Below are 23,747 nucleotides of genomic sequence, written 5' to 3'. Positions count from 1 at the left end.
TTGAGGGCGGAAGATTCCCACGAGTCTTCCGCTTTTTTCTTAGGAAAAAACAGCCTCAAGCTGTGACCTGACCATGGAGTGTCCTATGCGCGTTATGGCGTCCCTGCTGTTCCTCAGCCTCAGTTCCGCTGCCCTCGCCGACACCCTGCCCAGCTTTCTCAACAGCAACGAAACCATCCGCAACCTGCCCGTGCCCAACCTGCCGGCCGATGCCTATCGCCCGAGCGCCGCGCCGGTGCAAGTACCGGAGGCCGGGGCGACCGCTGCGCAGCCGTTGATGATGACCACCAAGGTCAATCTGAAAACCGTGCAGATCGAAGGCGGCACGATCTACCCGCTGACTGAACTCGCCGAGAATTACAAAGCCCTGATCGGTCGGCAAACCAGCCTCGCCGATCTGATCGAAGCCACACGCAACATCACCCGTCGCTATCAGCAGGACGGCTACTTGCTGTCCTACGCGTTCCTGCCGCAACAGAATTTCGACGACGGCGTGGCGCGGGTGGTGCTGGTGGAAGGTTACGTGCGTGACGTGCAAATGCAGGGCGACATCGGTCGGGTCAAAGGCCTGATCGATGAGCTGGCCGCGAAGATCCAGGCTGAACGCCCACTGACCCGCAAGACCTTCGAACGCTACACGACGCTGATGAGCCGAATTCCCGGGGTAACGATTCAGGCGCAAGTGCCGCCGCCGGGCACCACCGACGGCGCGACCACCCTGGTCGCCGAAGCCAGCCGCAAAGCGTTCACCAGCAGCCTGAGCACCACCGAAGACAACCGCAACGGCACCCAGGCCCTGCTCGGCGTCAGCAGCAATTCGCAGACCTCGATGGGCGAGCAGCTGACCCTTAGCGGCCTGTTCCCACCGGGCGACGACAAAGAGCATTACTACCGACTGGACTACAACCAGTTCCTCAATGCCGAGGGCGCACAACTGGCCCTCTCCGCTTCGCGCTACCGCGCCGACCCGAGCACCAGCCTCCTGCTCGACAACGGCCTGGAACTCAAACCGCATCGCGAGAACGACCGCTATTCGATCGGTTTCAACCTGCCGCTGATTGCCGCTTCCAACGAACTGCTCACCGCCGGCTCGCGGCTGTACGCCGTCAACGACAAGACCCGCTACAAGGTCGTCGGCTACCCGCTGAGCGTCGAAGAACGCACCGACATCCGCGCCCTCGCTTTCGAAAGCGACTGGCGCAAAGCCGATGCGCGGCAACTGCGGATTTTGAGTGGCGGCGTGTACCAGGGCGTCGACGGCATGGGTGCGAAAACCAACAACAGCGCCATCGACCTCGACTTCTTCCGCGTACGCCTGTCCGGGGTGCAGAGCAACAAGTTTCTCGACAACTGGCAAGGCGTACTGTCGGCAGCGCTGTACTGGAGCGACGACACCTTGCCCGACAGTGAACGCGCGGTGTTCGGCGGGCAGAACTTCGGCCGTGGTTACCCGGATGATCAGGCGTCGGGCGACAAGGGCTGGGGGGTGGCGTACGAGGTCAACTATAGCTTCAACCGCGACGGCAATTGGGTGCGCATCCTGCAACCGTACTTTGTGCTGGACCGTTCGCGCAGCTGGTTCAACGAATTGCCGGTCCAGGCCAACAACCTGTCATCAGCCGCGATCGGCCTGCGCTTTGGCGATGCCAAGTACTACAACATTGCGCTGGAAGCGGCGAAGGCGATGTCGGATGAAGCGCTCGACACGTTCAATCGCCGGGCGCGGTATAGCATCAGTTTCAGTTATCAATTGTGAGGAGAGTGGGATAGCAATGCGGTGGCTGAAAATACCGCATTCGCGAGCGAGCTCGCTCCCACAGTTGGATTGCGTGCGCGGCTCGCAGGCCGCCATCGTTAGCAGCCAGCTACAACCATTCAGCAAACCAGGCCCGACCGTTTTGACTCATGTGCGAAGCACAGAACGGATATTCACCCAACAGAAACCTTCGGCTTGGGAAACAAGTTATCCAAAGTTTCCAACAACCTGACGTGATAAATCGGCTTGCGAAACAGATCCAGCACCTGCAATCGCAGCATATCGCTGACATCTTCCATATCCGCATGGCCAGACGTCACAATCACCGGCAAATGCTGACGCGAAGTGTGCTCACGCAACCGCTTGATCAACGACATGCCCGACTCCTCCGGCATGCGCAGATCGGTAATCACCAGCGCAATATCCGGATGGCGAGTCAGGTGATGCAACGCCAGCTTCACCGACGTCGCGGTATGACAGACAAACCCCTCACCTTCCAGCAACTCCGCCAACTCCAGCAACGCGTCCTCTTCATCGTCAACCAGAAGCAACTGTTGGCGGGGCAGCGAAGAAGCAGTCATGGGCAATCCCTGAAAAACTGAAAGTGAAACCGAGTGTAGCCTGTCATTGACCACGCGCCGCGATTACGGCGTTTGCACCGGAGCCGTCTGCGCGGCCCCGCCAAGGGACACCAGAATACTGTTGAAAATCGCCAGCACTCGCGCACCCACCGGCGTCACGAACACCACAACCACCACAGCAACCATCGCCACCACAATGGCGTATTCGATTGCCGAAGCCCCTTCATCGCTCGCCAGGAATGCCCGTACGCGCGTCAGCAGATAATCAAAGACCATGGACGTTCTCCTGCGTGTCGGCGTCGGGCCAGACACAGGTCATAAAGATGCCTCGACAATGCCTGGTCGCGAATGCGGTGATCCGCGCGCAGACATTGTCAGGAGAGCAGGTGCGATCAAGGCGTGGGTCGGGTTTGCGCCGTTCCGCCAAGCGACGTCAGGACCGAGTTGAAAATGGCGAGGACTTTGTTGCCGACAGGTGTCACAAACACCACAACGACCACCGCGACCATGGCTACCACAATTGCGTATTCGATCGCCGAGGCGCCCTCTTCACTGTTGATAAAAGTCCGGGCTCTGGCTACCAGATAGTCGAGAGTCATACGAAACATACGTCCACTCCTTCGCGCCTATGGCGCTGCTGTCACGCTACAGCGGCAAGGTTCCACCGTGCCATTTGAGCATTGTCAACAAAGCCTCTCCCAACAACTGTAAGAACGCATTAATCACAAAGGATTAATCCCATCGTGTCTCGGCCATTTCCTACTGCTAATTGGCCAAGACTCATACTTTAGTGGGTTATTTTCCTGTCAGTAATGGCGTTTCGGCTTGGATCAGCTAGCGTTGAAATAGCGAAATAGTTGCATGTTCATAGCTGCCGGATGGGACTTCTCTCGTAGTTAAGTGCGGTGGGTAGTGCAGCAGGAAAGGGAGAGCCGTCATGAACAGTCGCGTCACCATTGGCCTTGCAGCGGTGCTGTTGCTCGGCGCCATTTTCGTCGGTTACTGGGGACTGGTGCTCAGTCGTCAACCGGCCCCCGTTGCCGAGGCGCCTGCCGCGCCGGCGGTCACCGTTGAAAAAACCGTCGCCATTGCCGAAGACCAGACCCGTCAACCGGTGGTCGTGCTGGTGCACGACGTGCCCCCCTTCACCCCCCTGACCGCTGCCGATGTTGCGGTGGAAAAACTGCGCAGCGCACCGGCCGGCAGCCTCAGCAATATCGACCAGGCCGTGGGGCGCACACCCTGGCGGCACCTGAGCGCCGGCACCTGGCTCAACGATGAAAGCTTCCAGGCCGGCGGCTCATTGGCACGCATGATTCACAGCGACGAGCGTGCCCTGACTGTGGCCGTCGACGAAGTGATCGGCGCCGCCGGGCAGTTGATTCCCGGCGACTATGTCGACGTTTTGCTGTACCTGCGGCAGGACGCCAGCAACCTGCAGCAATCGGCACAAATTGTCGTGCCGGCCATGCGCGTGCTCGGTGTCGGCGATCAATACGGCCTGACCAACGACGGCCAACCCGCCTCACCGGCCCTGAGCGCCGATGAAAAAATCAAACAGGACCAACGCCGCATCGCAGCACGCACGGTCGTGCTCGCGGTGCCGGAACAACTGCTCAGCCGGATGATGCTCGCCACGCAGGTCGGCACGTTGCGCCTGGCCGTGCGCAGCAGCGAAGAACAACGCCTGGCCAAATACTGGGCCGGCGAACCGCGAGCACCCGCCCACCTCGACAACGCCAACAGCCAGCTCTTCCAGTTTACGCAACTGGCGTTGGGCGCTGCACCGAAAACGCCGTCCACCGCCAGCACCGGCGGCACTGCCCGGCCGGCGGTGGAAATCATTCGCGGCAACCAGATCACCCAACAAACCCCATGATTGCGCAAGGATCCACGTGCATGCAGAGTCGCCTCCGACCGACCTTGAAACCAATGCTGCGAGCCTTGTTTGTGCTGGGACTGTCGACCAACGCTGCGTGGGCGGCCAGCGGCAAATGTTCGGCGCTCGGCCCGATGCCTTCGGTGATCGAAATCGATCAAGGTTTTCAACAGGACATGCCGTCCCCAGTGGCGATCACACGCCTGGCCATCGGCGATCCGAAAATCGCCGACGTGCACGCCAACGGCAGCTCATCGTTGCTGCTCACCGGCATCGCCCCCGGTGCCACCAGTTTGATGATCTGGACCGACTGCTCGAGCCAGCCGCGCCAAAGCATGGTGTTCGTCCACGGCGCCGCCACGGCGGCGCTCACCAGCGGGAGTACGTTGCCTTCCGATGATCCGACCCTGCCGTCACAAGTGCAGACCGACATTCGTTTCGTCGAAGTCAGCCGCACCAAACTCAAGGAAGCCACGGCCTCGCTGATCGGTGTGCGCGGCAACTTCCTGTTCGGTTCACCCGGTACCCTGCCGACCATCGATGGCGTGCCGCAAGCACGCTTGCCGGTAAACAACGGCCTGTTCAATTTCTCCTGGATCGGCGGCAAGACCATGGCGATCATCAACGCGCTGGAGGGCAGCGGTTTCGCTTATACGCTGGCGCGGCCAAGCCTGGTGGCGTTGAGCGGACAGAGTGCAAGCTTTCTGGCCGGTGGCGAAATTCCGATCCCGGTGCCCAGCTCCGGCAGCGACACGGTGACCATCGAATACAAGGAATTCGGTATCCGCCTGACGTTGACCCCGACCGTGATCGACCGCAATCGGGTGATGCTCAAAGTTGCGCCGGAGGTCAGCGAACTGGATTACGCCAACGGGATTTCCATTGGCGGCACGCCGGTGCCGGCCCTCACCGTGCGGCGCACCGACACCAGTGTGTCGCTGGCCGATGGCGAAAGTTTTGTCATCAGCGGTTTGATCAGCACCAGCAACAGCTCGCAGGTGAACAAGTTTCCGGGGCTGGGTGACATTCCAGTGCTGGGTGCTTTTTTCCGTGATTCGCAGATCAAGCGCGAAGAGCGCGAACTGCTGATGATCGTCACTCCGCACTTGGTTCAGCCCTTGGCGGCGGATGCGCAACTGCCGTCGCTGCCGGGGGAAAAACTGCGCAACTACGATCCGAATTTCTACCGCATGTTCTTCCTCGAAAACGGCAACTTCGACAAGCGCAGCGGACTATCCCAATGAGCCAGAGCCTGAGCCAGACCTTCCTCGCCATCACCCGCAACAGTACCGATCTGGAATGGCTGCAAAGCGCCCTCGCGCCCCTCGGCCAAGTGGTCAGCGCCGGTGGCGGCAGCCTCGATGAATTGCTCGCGCTGGTCGACGTGACATTCGCCAATCTGGTGTTCGTCGGCCTCGACCGCGAACACGTGGTCGCCCAGAGTGCGTTGATCGAAGGCGCGCTGGAAGCCAAGCCAATGCTGGCGATCGTCGCCCTCGGCGACGGCATGGACAATCAACTTGTGCTCAATGCCATGCGCGCCGGGGCACGGGATTTCGTCGCCTATGGCTCGCGCTCCAGCGAAGTCGCCGGGCTGGTGCGACGCCTGAGCAAACGCCTGCCGGCGGTGACGCCGAACACGCAATTGGGCGGCCTTACCGTCATGTACGGTGTGCAAAGCAGCTCCGACGGCGCGCTGCTCGCCAACCACATGGCGATGGTGGTGCAAAAGAGCGGTCAGCAGACGCTGCTGCTCGATCTCGGTTTGCCGCGCGGTGACAGTCTGGCGCTGTTGGGGCTGGAGAGCTCGTTTCACTTCGGCGATGCCCTGCGCCACTTGCGCCGGCTCGACGCGACGCTGATCGACAGTGCCTTCACCAGCGCCGAACACGGCTTGCGGATTCTCGCCTACGCGAGCAGTGACGAACCGCTGGAAACCACCAGCGCCGCCGAGCTGTACATGTTGCTCAGCGCCTTGCGCCAACACTTCCAGCACATCGTCGTAAACCTCACCGGCCAGGCCGACAGCGAAGCCTTGCGCACGTTCGTCAGCCATTGCGACAAATTGCTGTGGTACACCGATCAGAACGTCCTCAACTGCCGGCGCAATCTGGCGATCCTTAATCTGTGGCGGGAAAAAGGCATGAAACTCGACCACGGTCGCCTGTTGGTCGATCGTTACCTGAGCGCCGTTGCGCCGAACTCGGAAACCCTCGGCAAGACTTTCAATCTGGAAGTCATCGCCGTCCTCGCCCTCGCTCCGGAACTGCGCCTGAACGCCAAGAACCAAGGCGTCAGCCTGTTCGAACTGGCCCCGCGGGAAAAACTCACCCAGAGCCTGCGTACCCTCGGCGAACGCCTGGCCAAACGCTCCGAAGGCCTGGCCAAACCGAAAGTCACCTGGTTCGACCGCTTGCGAGGCAGCTCATGAGCGCAGAAAAACTCTTCGGCGCGCCGCAACGCGGCGGCGTCGGCAACACCGATCACGATGGCCTGAAACTGGTATTGCACCGCTACATCATCGACGCCATCGAAGAGTCGGGGAAAAACCTGCTGGAAGGTTCACGCCAGCAACTGGCGCAATTCGTCACGGACAAAGTCGCCGAATACATCGCCCGGTTGCATTTGGCAATTTCCCGCTACGAGATGGAGCGGCTGGCCGAAGAGATCGTCGACGAACTCACCGGTTTCGGTCCGCTGGAAGTGTTGCTGCGGGATCAGTCGGTGACGGAAATTCTGGTCAACGGCCCGCATCGGGTGTTCATCGAACGCGACGGCGTACTGCATCAAAGTGACCTGCGCTTCATCGATGCGCATCACGTCGAACGGGTCATGCAACGCATCCTTGCGCCGCTTGGGCGCAGGCTCGATGAGTCCTCGCCAATGGTCGACGCACGCCTGCCCGATGGCAGCCGGGTCAACGCCATCATCCCGCCGATCGCCCTCGACGGCCCGTGCCTGTCGATTCGAAAATTCCGCAAGGACATGCTCAAAAGCAGTGATCTGATGGCCATGCAGACCATCGACTTGTCGATCTTCGAATTCCTTCAGGAGGCGGTAGGCAAGCGTTGCAACATTCTTATCAGCGGCGGCACCGGCACCGGCAAAACCACGTTGCTGAACATTCTCAGCCAGTTGATCAACCCGCACGAACGGCTGGTGACCATCGAAGACGTTGCCGAATTGCAGCTCGGCCACCCGCACGTGGTGCGCCTGGAAACCCGTCCGCCGAACGCCGAAGGCCACGGCGAAGTGAAGGCCAGCGACCTGATCCGCAACGCCCTGCGCATGCGCCCCGACCGCATCATCCTCGGCGAGATTCGCGGCGTCGAAGTGGTTGATGTGCTGACGGCGATGAACACCGGCCACGACGGTTCGATGAGCACCGTGCACGCCAACAATGCGCAGGATGCCTTGTTGCGCTTGGAGACGCTGGTCGGTCTGACCGGGCGCTCCATCGCCGAACGCACCCTGCGCCAGATGATCTGCGCCGCCCTCGACGTGATCATCCAGTTGACGCGCATGCCCGACGGCCGTCGCTGCGTCAGTGAGGTGGTGGAAGTGGTCGGCATCCGCGAAGACGTCTATGTCACCAACACCCTGTTTCGCCTCGACCGTCGCAGCGGTTTCGGCTTCCTGCGCGAAGCGATCAATCCGGCCGGCGAAAAGCTGCGCCATGACGCCCATCTCGGTTGACGGCAAGGAGCGCGAGCATGCTGGGAGCGATCATCCTCATCACCACTTGCCTGATCTTGCTCGGGCTGTCGATCCGCCTGTTCCTCCAAGGCATGCGCCAGACCGCGACGGAAAAAGTGCTCAATCGGCTCGCTGCCGGGCAACCGCAACTGACCGTGGAAAAACCGCTGTGGGTGGGACTGGAGCGGATGTTCCTGCGTGCAGGGCTGGGTCGACCCACCGAGCGCTTCGGATTGTGGATGAGCCTGTGGGCGCTGGCGGTGGGGGTCGGTTATCTGGCGGCAGACTGGATCGGCCTGCTGATCATGCTGGTCGTACCGCCGCTGTTTTTGCGCGTGTACATCGCCTTTCTCTACCGGCGGCGGACCCGACGCATGATCGAACAGTTGCCACAATTGCTCGATCACACCGTGCGCAGTCTCAAATCCGGGCGCACCTTGAGTGATGCGGTGCTGGGCGGTATCGAAGCCAGTGAAGATCCACTGAAAAAGGCCATGGGCCGGGTGCAGCGCAACGTGCAACTGGGGGTGAACCTACCGGACGCCGTCAGTGACTTTGCCGAACTGTACGAACAGGACGAACTGCGCATGTTCGCCCTCGGCCTCAAGGTCAACCACCGCTACGGCGGCAATGCCAGCGAGTTGCTGGAGAACCTGATCAAACTGATCCGCGAACGCGACCAGGGCGCGCGGCAACTGCGCGCCCTGACCGGGGAAACACGGATGACTGCCTGGGTGCTCGGCTCGCTGCCGGTGATTCTGGTGAGTTACTTCATGCTGACCAATCCCGGCTACATGCTCGGCATGTGGAACGACTCCGGCGGCCAGACCATGTTGATCATCGCCGCCGCGCTGCAGGTGGCGGGTAGCCTGGCGCTGTGGCGCATGTTGCGGAGCGTCTGACATGGTCTATCTCGCCGCCCTCATGTTGCTGCTCGGTGCATTGCTGCTGGTGGTCAATCACTTGCTCACCGAACGCCGCCGCGTGCGCCAGGTCAATCAGCGCCTGCAGGGGCATCTGGTGCGCGAAAACCGCTTCGGCAACTGGTTGCGCGCACTCGGCAGCAGCCGGTTCGGCCAGCGCTCGGTGAGCATGGACAGCGAAACCCAGATCTTGCTCAACCGTCTCGGCTGGCGCCGCGCCAGCGAACGTTCGCTGTATGCCGCCTGCCAGATCGGCACGCCACTGCTGACCCTGGGATTGGCGATCTTTCTGCAAGAAGTGTTTTTCCCCCAGGCGGCCAATCGCTGGATCGTGCCGATGCTCGCCGCCGGTGGCGGTTACCTGTTGCCCAAACGCTTGCTCGCCTACGCCGCCGGACGCCGGCAGACAATCATCTCGGCGGAAATCTCCACGTTCATTCCGCTGCTGCGCATCCTCTTCGAATCTGGCATGGCAGTGGAACAAGCCCTGCGCGTGCTCAGCACCGAAGCGCAAAAACTGCTGCCGGAACTGACCAGCGAACTGCGCCTGATCCTGACCCGTGTCGACTCCGGTCTGGAACTTGGCCAGGAATTGAACAAAGCCGCGGTGATGCTCGCCGTGGATGAATTCACCGACACCTGCGTGATCCTCCAGCAACTGATTCAACAGGGCGGCGGCGCGATGAAATCGCTGCTGGCGCTCAAGCAATTGCTGGATGACCGCCGCCTGACCCGCTTGCAGGAATACATCTCGAAAATGTCGGCGAAGATGTCGGTGGTGATGATGCTGTTTCTGTTTCCGGCGTTGCTGATCGTTTTGGCCGGCCCGGGATTCACCGCAATAACCCGAGCATTTGCAGCCTGATCTGGCTCATGGAGAGCGTTTGATGAAAGTACTGATAGTCATGGCGAGTCTGTTACTGCTCGGCGGTTGCGCCACCGATGGCCAGGCACCGTGGACAAGTTTGATGTCGCCGAGCAGTTGCAGCAAGTTGAGCTCGGAGCAGGAACTGGCGCTGAACCTGGCGGATGATCTGGCCAACGACGGCAAACTGCACGCCAGCCTCGCCAACCTGCAAAGCCTGCCGGACAACCTCAGCGAAGTGCGCCTGCGCAAAGCCAAGGTCTATCGTCTGCTCGGGCGCAACGAAGCCGAACCGCTCTACCGCAGCCTGCTCGGCGGCTGCTTGAGCGCCGAAGCCGAACACGGCCTCGGCCAACTCTACGCCGCCCGCGGCGACAACGGCCAGGCCCAGGCCCATCTGCGACGCGCCGCCCGCCTGGCGCCCACCGACGAAAAAATCCGCAACGACCTCGGCGTGGTCTACCTCAACCAACTGCGCCTGAACGATGCCAGCTTCGAATTCCTCACCGCCCTCGAACTCAAGCAGAACAATCAACTGGCCGCGCTGAACATGGTCACCTTGCTGCTCTACCAGAACAACTGGCCGCAAGCCGCCGCCATCGTCAGCCAGGCGAAACTCACGCCCGAGCAATTCACCGAAGCCCAGGAACGCGCGGAAAAACTCAAAGCCCCGGCGCCGAGCAAACCCTCGACCGGCAACCAAGTGGCAGCGGTGGCCGACCCGCAACCGTCCGCCATCAAATAAGGAGACAGCCATGAACCCCGTCAAAGGCCTGTGCTACCTGACCCTGCTCACCCTGCCTCTCAGCGCCGCCGCCATCGACGCCGGCCCGGCCTCAGCGCAACAACAGGAAACCGAAGGCTGGCTGCTCCTGCAAAGCCGCAACCAGGCCGCCTCGAAAAACCCCCAACCGGCCACCGCCACCGAGCGTGAACTGGCGATGCAACGCTGGTTGAAGAAGTATCAGTATGAGATTCCGGATTTTTACGACCCGGATGCGGGCGGGAAGATCGAGACAAAGAATTGAGAGTCATGCGGGCTCCCCGGCCGCCTTCGCGAGCAAGCTCGCTCCCACATTCGACCGCGTCCTGAAAAGCGTTCAATTGTGGGAGCGAGCCTGCTCGCGAAGAACGATGATGCGGTTTCAAGTCTGCGGATCAACCCGATCCAGCGCCCGATTCACCGCCAACTCGGCCAGCATCACAATCTGCTGAATGGCCAACGCCGTGCTGCGTTGCAAACCATTCAACTCGTTGGCGAAATTACTCGCCATCGCGCTGGCGGATGCCAGGGATTCACAGGCGTGGGCCAACAGACTTTCGGTATCGACACCGGGATGGACGAGGAACATCGTGCTGGGTTGACGGGGTTTGGCGGGCTTGGGGTCGAGGTAGAAATCGAGTGCGCGGTTGATGGCGTCACGGTCGGTGGGCAGGTCTTCGAGGGGTGGGTCGGGGATTAGTTTGTCCATTGAAAACACTCCAAAGTCTTTGCGGTCACCCACTGCCATTCTCACGGGGCAAAAGGTGGCAGCTGCATGCGGGGTGAGAATACCGGTTATGGACACCCGGCCAGACCGAAGCCTGCCCGCACACAGCCGCCATGACGCATTGCAGACAGCGGAAAGCTGGCGCGATTATGCGTGCACAAAGACTGGATGACCATAAATTGCCGAGTTCTCACACCCGATCACTGAGGGTTCAGCGACAGCCAGAGACTAGAGAGCCGACGTCCGACGGACAACCTGAAAACCTTGTGGGAAGGTTCCGGCGGATTCGAGTGCTGTTAAACATATTGAAGAACTTTGCCGACAGCGCGGACGCCTTCGCGAGCAGGCTCGCTCCCACAGTTTGAATTGAGTCCAGCCTGAGGCCTCACCCCAAAGTTTTTGACCCATGTGCGAAGCACGCGGCGCAGCCGCACCACTCAACAATGAGCGCAAGCTCGAGTACCGCTTTTGATCTTGATCCACGGGCGACGTCGGAAGGCTGAGTGGAGGGATTGATCCGGGCGTGGGAGCGCAGCGACCGTTCGACGAAGTCGAACACATCGAGAGGAGGTGCAGCGAAGCAAACCGTAGGCGATGCGCCCGGATCGATCCCGGAACGAAGGAACCCCGAGCCCCAGCGAGCGGGCCGAACGTAGGAGCAAGCCTTTTTGGTTACTTTTTTCTGGGCCGGCATTCCGGGCGTCTGGAAAAAGTGACCCGCCGTAAGGGCGGAACCGTAATCCGCCATCACCAAAAAACGGATATACACACAACCCCCAAAAACCTGGTCGGCCCAAAGGCCGCCAAGTCAATGAGCAGTAACCCTCTGCCGCGAAGCCGAAGCACTCGGCGACAAAGCCAGAGCCAACTGCGTCCGATTATGCATATGCGTCAACCGCAACACCTGCGACACATAAAGCTTCACCGTGTTCTCGGTAATCCCCAACTCACAAGCAATCTGATAATTGGTCTGCCCCTTGCCCACCAACCGCGCCACATCCAGCTGCCGTGGCGACAACTGATTGAAAATCGCCGGCATCTCCTGCGCCTCAGCCTCGGATTCTCCACCCGCAACATCACGCGCGACAGAAGCCGGACTGCGCCGCACCTTGTCCAGATCCTGGTAAAGGTCATCAATCGACTCAGACAAATACTGCAACTTCTGATTCAAATGCCCCAGTTGCAGATTCTTGTGCCGCTCCTGCAGCGCAAGCTCCTGACGCTGCACACCTTCGAGCAACTCATCCAGATCAATCGGCTTCTGATAATAATCGGCAATCCCCGCGCGCAACGCCTTGATCACGTCCTGCTTGTCAGCGCGCCCCGTGAGCATGATCGCCTCAAACGCACGGTGCTTGCCGGCCAGTTTCTGCAACGCCTGAATCAACTGAATGCCATCCATGTCCGGCATGTGCAGATCGCTCAACACAAGGCCGATCTCCGGGTCTTCGTTGAAACGTTCGATCGCTTGCTGACTAGACTCACACGGCACGCAACGGTAGCCGCTGCTCTCTAGAAACTCGCACAGCTCTTCGACAATCAACGGCTGATCATCGACCACGAGGACTTTAACCGCAGACGTAAGCTTGTTCACGAAACACTCCATTGCTCGGGCCAAAGCTGACGATTCCTGCACTTTGGCGGCCTAATCACCTCATTTGAAAGTAGACGCACTTTCCGACTATGTACATAGGACTAGTGGCACAGGCGACTAATGGATCCAATGCAGCGACATCAAGACACCGATCAGCACGAACGGTGCAAATGGCAGCTTTTTTGACGCATGCGGCGCCAGATGACGCAACGACTCTCTAAGCCCTTGACCTATATGAAGCCAGACTCTTGGCGCTAGCAGCAGCCACAGCAGGCTGGCCACGCCGGCGCCGATAAACGCGCCGAGAACGAACACACCGTTCGTCGCAAGGCCAATGGCTGTCATTAATTTCACATCGCCGGCGCCCATGCGACCCATGAAATAACCGGGCAACGTCAGTGCCACCGCGATCAGGCACGCCCAGCCGCCCTGCCCGGCATCGGCACCGAGCCAAGTGCTGCCCGTCCACAGCAACCAGACCAGCGCAAACCCGGCCGCACCCAAGGTCAACAAATTGGAAATGCGTCGTTGCCGGGCATCCTGCACCGCGCAAAGCGCCAGCCAGATCAGAAGAAGAGAAAGCTGCATCCGGTAAAAACCGTCCGTTTTGGCTGAATGATTCTATGCTGAGACTACGCAGTGACTGTCAGGGTAGACGCACGCATGAAAACCGGCTTTCGCAAGTCGCAAAAAGGCGCGGTGGCGATCGAGTTCGCCTTGGTGTTCGTGATCTTTTTTGCAGTGTTTTACGGCTTGGTCAGCTACAGCCTGCCGTTCGTGATGATGCAATCGTTCAATCAGGCCACGTCCGAAGCGGTGCGACGCAGCGTGGCGGTGGATCCGACCACGGCGAATTATCCGACCGTGCTAGTGAACACGGCAAACGCCACGCTGACTCAGCAATTGTCCTGGGTCCCCTCGGCCTTCAATCTGGTGATCGGTGTCGACACCAATGCCGCCTATGACACCACCACCGGCACGCTGACTGTCAGCGTGACCTACCCGGTCAGCAAGCTCAATCAGGTCATGCCGTTTCTCGTGCTGCCGGGGATTGGCACCGTGCCCAGCCTGCCGACCAACCTGACCGCCCGATCGAGTCTGCAATTTTGACGGTGGGGGATAACCTCTTCGGGCGCCTGCTCAAACGCGCGCCGACCGTCACCCACGCGCTGCCCGATCTGCTCGGCTCGCCGCTGACCGGCCTGCACCTGTTGCTCAACGACGACGGCCACGTGGTGCAAATAGCCGGCCCGTTGCGGCACTTGCTGGCGCGGCAAATATCCCACGAGCAGCCCTTGCCGCTGCGTGATTACTTGCTGCCCCACAGCACTCTGGTCATCGAAGGCCTGCCACGGGAATGGCAAGGGTTGCTGCTGGATCTCGACTTTCCCGGGCTCGGCGAACAGACCCTGCATCTGCGCGGCTGGGTCCAAGCGCAGGGCGATGGCTGGCTGCTGCAACTGATCGATGTCGCCGACCTGCTGCTCGAACGCCAACAGGCCCGCCAGCGCGAGGCCTGCCAGGCGATTGCCGGGCAAATCAGCGAGCAGTTGCGCGCCTGTAGCCTGCTGCGCCTGCCGGTGGTCGTCAGCGAACAATTGCAGGTGATCGCCCAGCGCTGGCACATCCCCTGTGTCGCGCTGGCCTTGCTCGATGACGAAGGTCAGGGCTGGCAGATCCACCGCCAGTTCAGCGCCCACGACGCGCCGACGCTCTGGCAGGACGGCCAGCGTCTGGGCACGCCGCTGGACAGTCTGAACGGCAGCGCGCCGCAACGCTTCGGCGCGCAGCACGGCCTCAATGAACATTCGCGGGTGCAGAGCCTGTTCGGCCATGCCGAGGGTTTCGCCGTGCCCTACAGCGACGAGCGGGGTGTGGTGGCCTGGCTGCTCTGCGCGTTCTATGCGCCTGACGATGCCGCGCCTTGTCTAACTGATCGCGACTGGATGCTGTTGCTCAGCGCACTCGCCGGGCCGCTGCTGGGGCGTCTGCGCGAACAGCAGCATCATCTGCAACTGGAGCGCAGCGAAGCGTTGCAAGCCCTGTTGGCCACCGGTTGGTGGGAGATCCTCACCGGCGAGGAGCGCATCCAACTGGCGCCGGCGCTCGCCACCGACCTGCACCTGGACACTTCAAGGCTGTCGCTCGAAGACTGGCTGGCGCGCATTCATCCCGCCGACCGCGACGAGTTGCGTAGCCGTTTACACGCGTTGCAGCAGCACGGCGAAGCACTGACCCTCAGCGTGCGCCTGTACAGCGGCGATGGCTCTCAAGCGCCCGTCTGGTATCGCGTGCAGGGCCAAGTGACCGGCAGCGGTGAACAGCGGCGGCTGATCGGGTTCATGCTCGACATCAGCGACATCCAGAACCAGCAACAACGGGCGGCCGCCGCCCATGCGCGATTGGACAATCTGATCGCCAGTTCGCCGGCGGTGATCTATGTCCAGCAGTACAGCGAGGGGGCGCTGGTCCCGGCGTTTTTCAGCGCCAGCCTGCAACCGTTACTCGGCTGGAGTCTGGCCGACTGCGGCGACGGCGCGCTGATCGCGATGATCCACCCCGAAGACCGCGACCTGTATTTTCAACGCACGCGCCAACTGCTGCGTGAAGGCACAGTGCGCGCCCGCTACCGCATGCGTGACCGTCAGGGCGCTTATCACTGGCTGCTCGATGAAGCCAAACTGCTGCGCAATGACCTCGGCCTGCCGGTGGAAGCCGTCGGTTTGTGGCTGGACGTCACCGAGGCGACCCTGGCTGCCGAGCAGGTGAAAAAGAGTGAAGAGCGCTATCGGATTCTGGTGGAGGACTCGCCGGCAATGATCTGCCGCTACCGTCCGGACCTGATTCTGACCTTCGGCAATCAGCCGCTGGCGACGTATCTGGAATGCACTCCCGAGCAACTGCCGGGCGTCGATCTGGGCAGTTGGATGTCCGACGAACAACGGGCGGCGTTCGTCCAGCGCCTCACGGCGCTGACCCCGGAGCAACCGGTGAGCACCGCGGAAATCAGCCTGCAACTGCCGGGACGTGAGCACGCTTGGTGGGTGTGGTCGGACCGCGGTGTGTTCGACGAACACGGCCACTTGATCGAGGTGCAAGCGGTGGGCCGCGACAACACCGAAGTGCGCCGCTCGCAACAGCAACTCACGCAAAGTGCAAAAATGGCCACCCTCGGCGAGATGGCCACCGGCCTCGCCCATGAAATCAATCAGCCACTGAACGTGATGCGCATGGCCATCGTCAACGTGCTCAAGCGTCTGGGCAACGGCGATGTGCAGATCGATTACCTGACCGACAAACTCAACCGCATCGACGCGCAAGTCCAGCGCGCCGCGAAAGTGGTCGATCACATGCGCGTGTTCGGCCGACGTTCGGAGATCGAGCAGCAATTGTTCAACCCCGCCTCCGCCATCGAAGGCACGCTGTCGCTGCTGGCCGAAGGCATGCGTGGCAAAGGCGTGGATCTGCGCATCAACGAGACCGCGTTCGCGGTGCACGTGCGCGGGTATGTCGATCAGCTTGAACAGGTGTTGATCAACCTGATGGTCAACGCGCGAGACGCGTTGCTGGGCAAGCGCGAGAAAGATTCTTCGTTCAAACCGTGGATTTCGATTTACGCCGAACGCGATGAACAGAACGTGAGGCTGTGGGTGGAGGACAATGGCGGCGGCATTGACCCGCGCTTGCTGGAGCGGATTTTCGAACCGTTTTTCACCACCAAACCGATTGGCGTCGGCACCGGGCTGGGGTTGTCGGTGAGCTACGGGATCATCGACAACATGGGCGGCCACTTGAGCGTGCGCAACTCCGCGGAAGGTGCGCGGTTCTGCATCGAATTGCCGATCAGCGAGGACGTTTAGATGACCAGATAGGCCTTGCCGGTCTGGCCACACGTCATGTTCGCACCGACGTCGACGTCCATCAGGTTGATGCCCAGCCCCTTGAGCAGATTGTTCAGTAGCGGATCGAGCAACGGACTGAGCGCCCCGGTAATCACCGGCAACAAGCGGTTGGTGACATCGCTGATCAATGAACCGACGCCAGTGATGATCGCGCCCAATGGGTTGCTGCCCAGCGGCTTGTAAACGATCAGGTTGATCCCCGCCAAAGTGTTGCCGAGGCTGCCGACAATATTGTTGGTCGGCACTGCCGGCAGCACGCTCGGCGGCAGTTTCAGGTTGGCGGGAGTGGCGAACGGCGTGCTGCTGGAGAACAGCAGATCCTGCGAGTTTTGCGCGACGCTGGTGTCGAGCATGATGCCGATACCGCCGGCGCCAAACTGCACATGGGTCGCCGGATCACAGGTTCCGAGACCGAGTATCTTGTGACAAGTCACCGTGCCCAGGTCGACGAGGGCAAGTGGATTGACGGTCGGTTCGGCTGCCGAGGAGAACGCATTGGTCGGGTCGATCTTGCCAAGTTTGAGATCGGCGATGGAGGTGATGGTGTGCGCGGTCAGGCTTTTGGTGCCGGTGTTGCCGGTCGGGCAGCTGTAGTCGGTGACATAACTTTTCGCGCCGCCGGCATCCAGGCTGATATCGATTTGCGGGGACGGCAACAGCTTTGGATCGAGTTGCTCGCATCCAGCCCCGAGCAGACAGCCGACGGAGTTCAGGGTCGCGACCAGGTTGAGACTCAGCAGCGCGTTGAGGGTCGGGGTCAAAGCGCCGACCAGCCCCAACACGGCGTTGGTCAACCCGGTGACGCCGCTGAGCACCGGCAGATTCAGCGAAATCATCGTGCGGATTTGCGCCGTTCGCACATAGATCTGATCAGCCCCCAGTGGATTGAGTTTGGCCCGCGCTGGATCGCCAATGGCAGAAAACTGCGGTGGCTCGATCACCTTTACCCGCACCGTGACGTTGGCCAGCCCCAGCACGCTGATCGGCAGCGTCGCGGCCACCGCGCTTTTACTGTTGGCCAGTTGCACCACGCCCTGAATCAATTGCAGCAGTTGCAGGTTGGCATCCAGCCCGGCGGCCGTGGTGCCGGTCTGCAATTGCAGGATGTCACCCAGTTTGACCGGCGCGGCATTGATCGCCGCGACCTGCAATTGACCCAGCGCGGTGATGACTTCGGCCGTCGTGCCGTTAAGTTGCACCACGGTCGCCGCCGCTTGAATCAGCTGCGTAACGGTCGCCTGAGTGTTGAGCAGTTGCGTGTAGTTACCGGCGGCGACATTGAGGTTGATCGCCAGTTGATCGAGGTATTTGAGCAGGTTGACGTCGGTGTTGAGCAAACCGTTCCAGCCCACTGCGGTGAGATTGACGTTGCCACCCAGCAGCCCGGAAAACAACGGATTGAGGATGTTCGACTGCGCGGTATCAATGGTCGCCAGCGTGCTGCGAATATTCAGTTGGGCGATGGTCGGCTGCGGTTTCGCGGCAACGGCGGAGGCGTTGAGCGTGGTGTTTAGGCTAACCGTGGCGCCGGTGAACAAGGCCTGCAAGCCGCCGGCAAAACTGGTGGTGACGACGCGGCTGGCGACGACTTTGACCGCCGCCGCTTGCGTGGCATCGACGCTGAACGTGCGCATACCGGAAGCCGCAGTCAGCAAGGTGCCGCAGGTGGTGGCGAGAGTATTGCTGGCATCCACCGTGTAGCCGTTGCGAACCGCGCTTTGCCCGGCGTAACTGGCGGCGGTCAGACCTGGCAGGCAATTGCCGCCACGGCTGACGGCTTCGAGGGCGGCGGTGTCGACGATGCGCTGCAGTTTGCGCTGTTCCATGTACAAGCGGCCGGTGTCGACCACCAACAGCATCATCACCAGCGCCAGACTCAGCGTGGCGGCCGCCATCAACCCGATCGCCCCACGTTGCCGGGCCGGGCCGTTGAAATGCGAGCGAGGCGACATGGCGCACTCCTTTGCCGTTACCTCCATTGGTGCCATTGAGTGTAGACGCGCAAAAAAAATGGGAGCTATGGGCTCCCATTTTTCTGCACAGACTCAGCGCGGTGGATAGTTGGCCAGAATCCGGCTCACCGTTTCGCGCACGGCGTTACTGCGATCCGCCGGATTCGGTTTGCTGCTGAGCATTTGCTCATCGCTGCCGCGCCACACCAGTTTGCCATCCTTGCCGTCGAGCAGGTCGATCTGGATGGTCGCGACCTTGTAGGTGATGTTGCGCGTTTCGTTGTACATCGGCGCGCCCCAGTAGCCGTTCCATGGGCCGCCCCAACCGCCGCCGTAGTTGGTCGTCACTTGTTGCTGACGATCCTCGACGATCAGGTAAGTCTGTACGCTCAAATCACCTTTGGCCCCCGCAGCCGCCGGGCGCAAGCCACGCTGGTCGAGCTGATCGGTGACGGCCTGACGAATGCGTTGCTCGGTCAGGTCGCTTTTGATTCGTGGATCATCGGGGCGATATTGCAGCGCGGGGTCTTTCCAGCTCCAGCTGCGATACGCGGCAAAGTCGCGGCTGGCATCGAAGTCATGATTGACCTGGTTGGCGGCACAGGCACTGAGCAGTGCGACCATGGCCAGTAGAACGAGACGGCGGAACATGGTTTTTCTCCGGTTGAAGACATGAACCTGCTGGAGCTTCGCATTTGCCGAAAGCTAACTGGGAGGATACGCCGACATGGCCTTTTCCACAGTCTCCCGAATGGCATCCGTGCCATCGATCTGATTGCCCTTGGCGCCGGTTTCCGCGCTGGCACTCCACACCGGTTGGCCGGTGCCAGCGTCGAACAGATCGACCTGCACCACCACGACCTGCTCCGAATACGTACGCACCACCGGCACGCTGTTATACATGCCGACACCGCGGCCATACCGATCATAGCCACCGTAGCCGCCGCCGTAGTAGCCGTAATCGTCCTGAACCTGGCGCAAGCGGGTTTGCAGGCTCAGATGCGCGCTGACCAACAGGTCGGCCGGGCGATTGTCGTGCAACGGGCGCAGGCCGCGCTGATCCAGCGCATTGCTCACGGCTTCGGCGACTTGCGCCGAGTCGGCCCACGCGGTGCCCGGCGGCAGTTGCCCGTTGAGCCAGGCCCAACTGCGGTAGCGTCCGTAATCACGAGGCGGCGCCGGGTAGGCGCTGCGGTCAAAAGTGTTGGCGGCTTGCGGCGGTGCCGGCGGCAAGGGCCGCGACTGCGCCACATAAGGGTTGCTGCCTTGGCAGGCGGCCAACCCCAGACAGATCAGCAATAACCCGGATTGAGCTTTCATTTCGCGCTCCGATCAGACCGGCCGACAGATCCAGTGCAAGTAACGCCCAAGCCCGGCGAAGCTTGGGTGGCGACGGTGAGCGAGCTCCATCTCGAGCAAATCGACGAGTTCGGCGCGGGCCTGGAATTCCACCGGCATGTAGTCGTGAAAAACCCGGATCCCACTCTGGGTTTCGACCTGCCACAAGCCTTCGAGTTGCGTTGCCAATTCCCGAGGATCGAGGGGCTGTTGCGGGGTCAGGCTCTGCTTTTCACCGGCCATGTCGTTCTTGCGCATTTTCTTGAAATGGCCTTTAAGCAGATTGCGGTAAATCAGCGCGTCGCGGTTGTAGAACGCCAGCGAAAGCCAGCCGCCGGGTTTGGTCAATTGGTGCAGCACCGGCAGGATCGCGTGGGGTTCGGCGAGCCATTCGAGCACCGCGTGGCAGATCACCAGATCGTAAGGTTCGGTGAGTTGCCCGAGCAGTTCCTGCCACGGCGCCTGGATGAACGTTGCGGTTTGCCCGGCCTCGGCGAAACGCTGGCGCGCGCCTTCGAGCATCGGTTCGGCCGGTTCGGTAAACGTCACCTCATGGCCACGCTCAGCCAGCCACAGCGACATGTGGCCCAGCCCGCCGCCAATGTCGAGCACCCGCAACGGGCGATCCGGCAGCGCTTCGGCGAGGTCGGCCTGCAACACCGCAAGACGAATCGCACCTTTGGCGCCGCCGTAGATTTTTTCGGCGAAACGGGTCGCCAACTGATCGAAATGCCGGTCGCTCATCAGTTGAACCGCCGTTCGCTGTCGGCGAGTTTGCTGCGCACCACTTCATTCATGTCCAAACCCAACTCGCTGCACAGCAGTAACAGATACAGGACGATATCGCCGACTTCCTGGCCGGCATGGGCGAGTTTGTCGGCGGGCAACTGGCGCGACTGGTCTTCCGTCAGCCACTGGAAGATTTCCACGAGTTCGGACATCTCGACGCTGGCGGCCATGGCCAGATTTTTCGGGCTGTGAAATTGCCGCCAGTCATTGCGATCGCGAATGGCATGCAGGCGTTCGGTCAGTTCAACAAGGTTCATCGGGTTCTCCTGAAGGCGTATAGCTTCGGGGGGATAACGCCCGAAGGCAAGCGGCACAGGCTCGCTCCCACACAGGATGGGTGCAAACCCACTATCATGCAGGGAACTCGGCCACCCGCGTTGTGGCCCAAGGCTCAGCTCTTTCATCAGGATGAACTCATGCAGGTAGAAAGCTTTTTCGAATGGCTCGGCCAGGCGCTCGGGTCGGTCATCCGCTTTATCGTCGATGGCCTCAGTGGGCTTTTCAACATTCTGAGCAATGCTGGCGGCAACTTTGTCGACGGCTTGGCGAAGACGCTGGGCATGGACACTTCGATCATCAGCATCATCGCGCTGATCGTCGGTTTGATGCTGTTGTGGTCGGCGATTCGGGCGTTCATGAATGCGTCGATCATTGCCGGGATCATCTGGTTGCTGTTGGGGTTGTGGTTGCTGAGCTGGATCATCCACTGACCACATTGGGTCGCGTTAATCGCTACAATCCCCGCTCCTCCAAGGAGCCCGCATGTCCAACCTGATTGCCGACTGGCGCGACCGCCCGACTCACCGCAAGGTCTGGGCGCTCGCCGCACCGATGATTCTTTCCAATATTTCCGTGCCGCTGGTGGCGTTGGTCGACAGCACTGTCATCGGCCATTTGCCCCACGCCCATCAATTGGGGGCGGTGGCGGTCGGCGCCAGCCTGTACACCTTTCTCGCCTGGGCCATGGGCTTTCTGCGCATGGGCACCACTGGGTTCGCCGCGCAAGCCGCCGGGCGCAGCGACGGTGCGGCGTTGCGGCAGATTCTGTTGCAGGGCCTGTTGCTGGCGATGGGGCTGGCGCTGCTGCTGGGCACGCTGGGAGTGCCGTTGAGCGGCATCGCGCTGCACTTCATGCAACCGTCGGCGGAACTCGATCAGCTCACCCGCGATTTTTTCCACACGCGGCTGTTCGGTCTGCCGGCGGCGCTGGCCAGTTACGCACTGGTCGGCTGGTTCCTCGGCACGCAAAACGCCCGCGCTCCACTGGCGATTCTGCTGACCACCAACCTGATCAACATCGCCCTCAATCTGTGGTTCGTCATGGGCCTGGATTGGGGCGTGGTCGGTTCGGCCCGCGCCTCGGTGATTGCCGAATGGAGCGGCGCCCTCCTCGGTCTGCTGCTGACGCGCAAAGCGTTGCGCGCCTATCCGGGGCACATCGTCTGGGCCGCGTTGAAAGTCTGGCAGAGCTGGCGCCCGTTGCTGGCGGTCAACCGCGACATCTTCATTCGCAGCCTCGCCCTGCAATCGGTGTTTTTCATGATCACCGTACAAGGCGCGCGCCTCGGTGACGCGACCGTCGCTGCCAACGCGCTGTTGCTCAACGGTTTGCTGCTCACGGCCCACGCACTGGACGGTCTGGCCCACGCGGTTGAGGCCCTGTGCGGCCATGCCATCGGCGCCCGTGATCGCTTGGCGCTACGCCGCTCTCTGGTGGTGGCCGGTGGCTGGTCGTTGATCGCCAGTCTGGGTTTCGCCGCGCTGTTTCTGCTCGGCGGGCATCTGTTTATCGAGATGCAGACCAATATCCAGAGCGTGCGCGAGACCGCGTTCATTTACCTGCCGTACCTCGCCGTGCTGCCTTTGATTGCGGTGTGGAGTTATCTACTCGACGGCCTGTTCATCGGCGCCACCCGCGCCCGGGAAATGCGCAACGGCATGCTGCTGACCGTGGTTCTACTGTTGCCGTTTGCCTGGGCGCTGCAAGGGCTGGGCAACCACGGTCTGTGGATATCTTTTCTGTTGTTCATGGTGTTGCGCAGCCTGACCCTCGGGGCGATGGCCTGGTGGCTCAAACGCAACGACGGCTGGTTCAGCGGCGCCGCTCACTGACCGGGCGTGTGCTTGATGAAGCCGACGACTTGCTTGAGCACCGGTGCCAGACTTCTCAACGGTCGCGACAGCGTCGCCACCAACGTGATGTGGTTGGGCCGCGAGTAGTAAAGGTCCTGCACCGGCACACCGGCTGCGCGCAGTTTGCTGGCCAGGCCGCCGGTGTTGCGGGTCGGGTTGACCAACTCATCTTTGCTCGCGGCAATTAACAAGGCCGGCGGCGCGCCTCGGCTGACGTGATTGATCGGCTGCGATTGCGGCGGTGAGTCGGGCCAGAAGAACACCGGGCGCACATCGGGGTTTTCGATTGGCAGGAAATCGTAAGGCCCGGCCAGACCGATCCAGCCACTGAGATCCTTGGGGGCCATCCCCACTGCCGCAAGCCATTGCGGGTCCAGCGCCAGCATCGCCGCGTTGTAGCCGCCCGAGCTGTGACCCATCAGGTACAAGCGCTGCGGATTGCCGGAATACTGGCGAATGTGCGCTCGGGTCCAGGCCACTGCCCGTGCGCCATCCTCCAGGAACAGCGGGTAGCGCACTTGTGGATACAGCCGATAATCGGCGATGACCGCGACGATTCCCTGCGACGCCAAGGCCTCACCGACGAAGGTGTAATCCTCGCGCTCGCCGCTGTTCCAGCTGCCCCCGTAAAAGAACACCACCACCGGCGCGTCTTCGAGCGGATGTCGGGGCGCGTACACATCGAGTTTCTGCCGCGGATCTTCGCCATAGGCAATGCCTGCGGTGCGGGTAAACGACGCCTCCGGGGTCAGGGCATTGAGCAACTTCACCGGCGAACAACCGCCAAGCGCCAGCAACACCAGTGCGCTGATCAGCGTGCCTAACCATTGTCGGTGTGTCCTTGCCATA

At 61.3% G+C, this 23,747-nt stretch carries 25 protein-coding genes; 13 read left to right on the top strand and 12 right to left on the bottom strand.

The window, feature by feature from the left end; all coding sequences use genetic code 11:
* Positions 1–85 precede the first annotated feature (85 nt).
* Entirely contained in the window at positions 86–1,756 is a 1,671-nt protein-coding gene (locus ACQ4OE_RS16710) for a ShlB/FhaC/HecB family hemolysin secretion/activation protein (RefSeq protein ID WP_430947271.1), read from the top strand.
* A 173-nt stretch (positions 1,757–1,929) separates the two neighbouring features.
* On the opposite strand, the gene ACQ4OE_RS16705 is transcribed toward ACQ4OE_RS16710, so the two are convergent.
* From ACQ4OE_RS16705 to ACQ4OE_RS16695, 3 genes are all read right to left on the bottom strand, one after another.
* Entirely contained in the window at positions 1,930–2,337 is a 408-nt protein-coding gene (locus ACQ4OE_RS16705; RefSeq protein ID WP_122593632.1) for a response regulator, read from the bottom strand.
* 63 nt (positions 2,338–2,400) lie between these two features.
* Positions 2,401–2,613: a Flp family type IVb pilin gene (locus ACQ4OE_RS16700; protein WP_122593634.1), complete on the bottom strand. Its 213-nt coding sequence runs from the start codon at positions 2,611–2,613 to the stop codon at positions 2,401–2,403.
* Positions 2,614–2,729: 116 nt separating this feature from the next.
* The gene (locus ACQ4OE_RS16695) at positions 2,730–2,936 is read right to left on the bottom strand and encodes a Flp family type IVb pilin (protein WP_122594139.1); all 207 of its coding nucleotides are present in this window, start codon (positions 2,934–2,936) and stop codon (positions 2,730–2,732) included.
* A 338-nt stretch (positions 2,937–3,274) separates the two neighbouring features.
* Here ACQ4OE_RS16695 and cpaB point away from each other — a divergent pair, with 338 nt between their 5' ends.
* The 8 genes from cpaB to ACQ4OE_RS16655 are packed head-to-tail and all read left to right on the top strand — an operon-like array spanning position 3,275 to position 10,728.
* Positions 3,275–4,216, top strand: coding sequence for a Flp pilus assembly protein CpaB (gene cpaB, locus ACQ4OE_RS16690; protein WP_430947270.1), 942 nt, complete (start codon positions 3,275–3,277; stop codon positions 4,214–4,216).
* A 20-nt stretch (positions 4,217–4,236) separates the two neighbouring features.
* Positions 4,237–5,460 carry a type II and III secretion system protein family protein gene (locus tag ACQ4OE_RS16685; RefSeq protein WP_430947269.1) on the top strand — a complete coding sequence of 408 codons (1,224 nt, stop codon included), beginning with the start codon at positions 4,237–4,239 and terminating at the stop codon, positions 5,458–5,460.
* Positions 5,457–6,647, top strand: a complete 1,191-nt coding sequence (locus ACQ4OE_RS16680) for a pilus assembly protein (protein ID WP_122593639.1) — start codon at positions 5,457–5,459, stop codon at positions 6,645–6,647. Before ACQ4OE_RS16685 ends, ACQ4OE_RS16680 begins: the two co-directional genes overlap by 4 nt.
* Positions 6,644–7,912, top strand: a complete 1,269-nt coding sequence (locus tag ACQ4OE_RS16675) for a CpaF family protein (RefSeq protein ID WP_430947268.1) — start codon at positions 6,644–6,646, stop codon at positions 7,910–7,912. The genes ACQ4OE_RS16680 and ACQ4OE_RS16675 overlap by 4 nt, the downstream gene beginning before the upstream one ends.
* 17 nt (positions 7,913–7,929) lie before the next feature.
* Positions 7,930–8,814: a type II secretion system F family protein gene (locus ACQ4OE_RS16670; protein ID WP_430947267.1), complete on the top strand. Its 885-nt coding sequence runs from the start codon at positions 7,930–7,932 to the stop codon at positions 8,812–8,814.
* A gap of 1 nt (position 8,815) precedes the next feature.
* A complete protein-coding gene (locus tag ACQ4OE_RS16665; RefSeq protein ID WP_122593643.1) occupies positions 8,816–9,700 on the top strand; it encodes a type II secretion system F family protein in 885 nt (294 codons plus the stop codon).
* A 22-nt stretch (positions 9,701–9,722) separates the two neighbouring features.
* Positions 9,723–10,445, top strand: coding sequence for a hypothetical protein (locus tag ACQ4OE_RS16660; RefSeq protein WP_430947266.1), 723 nt, complete (start codon positions 9,723–9,725; stop codon positions 10,443–10,445).
* A gap of 10 nt (positions 10,446–10,455) precedes the next feature.
* Positions 10,456–10,728 (top strand): DUF3613 domain-containing protein, encoded by a 273-nt coding sequence (locus ACQ4OE_RS16655; protein WP_122593647.1) that lies wholly within the window; start codon positions 10,456–10,458, stop codon positions 10,726–10,728.
* 117 nt (positions 10,729–10,845) lie between these two features.
* On the opposite strand, the gene ACQ4OE_RS16650 is transcribed toward ACQ4OE_RS16655, so the two are convergent.
* The 3 genes from ACQ4OE_RS16650 to ACQ4OE_RS16640 form a co-directional block, all read right to left on the bottom strand.
* A complete protein-coding gene (locus ACQ4OE_RS16650; RefSeq protein WP_430947265.1) occupies positions 10,846–11,172 on the bottom strand; it encodes a DUF6124 family protein in 327 nt (108 codons plus the stop codon).
* Between the two features lie 826 nt (positions 11,173–11,998).
* Positions 11,999–12,784, bottom strand: coding sequence for a response regulator transcription factor (locus tag ACQ4OE_RS16645; protein WP_430947264.1), 786 nt, complete (start codon positions 12,782–12,784; stop codon positions 11,999–12,001).
* A gap of 117 nt (positions 12,785–12,901) precedes the next feature.
* Positions 12,902–13,372, bottom strand: coding sequence for an A24 family peptidase (locus ACQ4OE_RS16640; protein WP_430947263.1), 471 nt, complete (start codon positions 13,370–13,372; stop codon positions 12,902–12,904).
* Between the two features lie 75 nt (positions 13,373–13,447).
* Here ACQ4OE_RS16640 and ACQ4OE_RS16635 point away from each other — a divergent pair, with 75 nt between their 5' ends.
* Together ACQ4OE_RS16635 and ACQ4OE_RS16630 are read left to right on the top strand one after the other, a co-directional pair.
* Entirely contained in the window at positions 13,448–13,894 is a 447-nt protein-coding gene (locus ACQ4OE_RS16635; RefSeq protein ID WP_122593653.1) for a TadE/TadG family type IV pilus assembly protein, read from the top strand.
* Positions 13,891–16,644 (top strand): PAS domain-containing protein, encoded by a 2,754-nt coding sequence (locus ACQ4OE_RS16630; protein WP_430947262.1) that lies wholly within the window; start codon positions 13,891–13,893, stop codon positions 16,642–16,644. The genes ACQ4OE_RS16635 and ACQ4OE_RS16630 overlap by 4 nt, the downstream gene beginning before the upstream one ends.
* On the opposite strand, the gene ACQ4OE_RS16625 is transcribed toward ACQ4OE_RS16630, so the two are convergent.
* The 5 genes from ACQ4OE_RS16625 to ACQ4OE_RS16605 form a co-directional block, all read right to left on the bottom strand.
* Positions 16,641–18,638 (bottom strand): pilus assembly protein TadG-related protein, encoded by a 1,998-nt coding sequence (locus ACQ4OE_RS16625; protein WP_430947261.1) that lies wholly within the window; start codon positions 18,636–18,638, stop codon positions 16,641–16,643. The genes ACQ4OE_RS16630 and ACQ4OE_RS16625 overlap by 4 nt on opposite strands.
* Before the next feature lie 93 nt (positions 18,639–18,731).
* Entirely contained in the window at positions 18,732–19,289 is a 558-nt protein-coding gene (locus ACQ4OE_RS16620; protein WP_430947260.1) for a DUF4136 domain-containing protein, read from the bottom strand.
* A 54-nt stretch (positions 19,290–19,343) separates the two neighbouring features.
* Complete coding sequence (locus ACQ4OE_RS16615; RefSeq protein WP_430947259.1) at positions 19,344–19,958, bottom strand: DUF4136 domain-containing protein; 615 nt, start codon at positions 19,956–19,958, stop codon at positions 19,344–19,346.
* Between the two features lie 12 nt (positions 19,959–19,970).
* Positions 19,971–20,720, bottom strand: a complete 750-nt coding sequence (locus tag ACQ4OE_RS16610; RefSeq protein WP_430947258.1) for a methyltransferase — start codon at positions 20,718–20,720, stop codon at positions 19,971–19,973.
* Complete coding sequence (locus ACQ4OE_RS16605) at positions 20,720–21,022, bottom strand: MazG-like family protein (RefSeq protein WP_135294881.1); 303 nt, start codon at positions 21,020–21,022, stop codon at positions 20,720–20,722. Before ACQ4OE_RS16605 ends, ACQ4OE_RS16610 begins: the two co-directional genes overlap by 1 nt.
* A 159-nt stretch (positions 21,023–21,181) precedes the next feature.
* On the opposite strand from ACQ4OE_RS16605, the gene ACQ4OE_RS16600 reads away from it, so the two are divergent.
* Both ACQ4OE_RS16600 and ACQ4OE_RS16595 read left to right on the top strand, forming a co-directional pair.
* Positions 21,182–21,475 carry a hypothetical protein gene (locus ACQ4OE_RS16600; RefSeq protein WP_007914623.1) on the top strand — a complete coding sequence of 98 codons (294 nt, stop codon included), beginning with the start codon at positions 21,182–21,184 and terminating at the stop codon, positions 21,473–21,475.
* 52 nt (positions 21,476–21,527) lie between these two features.
* Entirely contained in the window at positions 21,528–22,877 is a 1,350-nt protein-coding gene (locus ACQ4OE_RS16595) for an MATE family efflux transporter (RefSeq protein WP_430947257.1), read from the top strand.
* Here ACQ4OE_RS16595 and ACQ4OE_RS16590 read toward each other — a convergent pair.
* A complete protein-coding gene (locus ACQ4OE_RS16590) occupies positions 22,871–23,746 on the bottom strand; it encodes an alpha/beta hydrolase (protein ID WP_430947256.1) in 876 nt (291 codons plus the stop codon). The genes ACQ4OE_RS16595 and ACQ4OE_RS16590 overlap by 7 nt on opposite strands.
* Between the last annotated feature and the right edge of the window lies 1 nt (position 23,747).

Source organism: Pseudomonas sp. WC2 (assembly GCF_050586545.1).
Classification (GTDB): domain Bacteria; phylum Pseudomonadota; class Gammaproteobacteria; order Pseudomonadales; family Pseudomonadaceae; genus Aquipseudomonas.
Note: the sequence above shows the minus strand (reverse complement) of the source record. Positions and strands in the feature narration are given on the sequence as shown.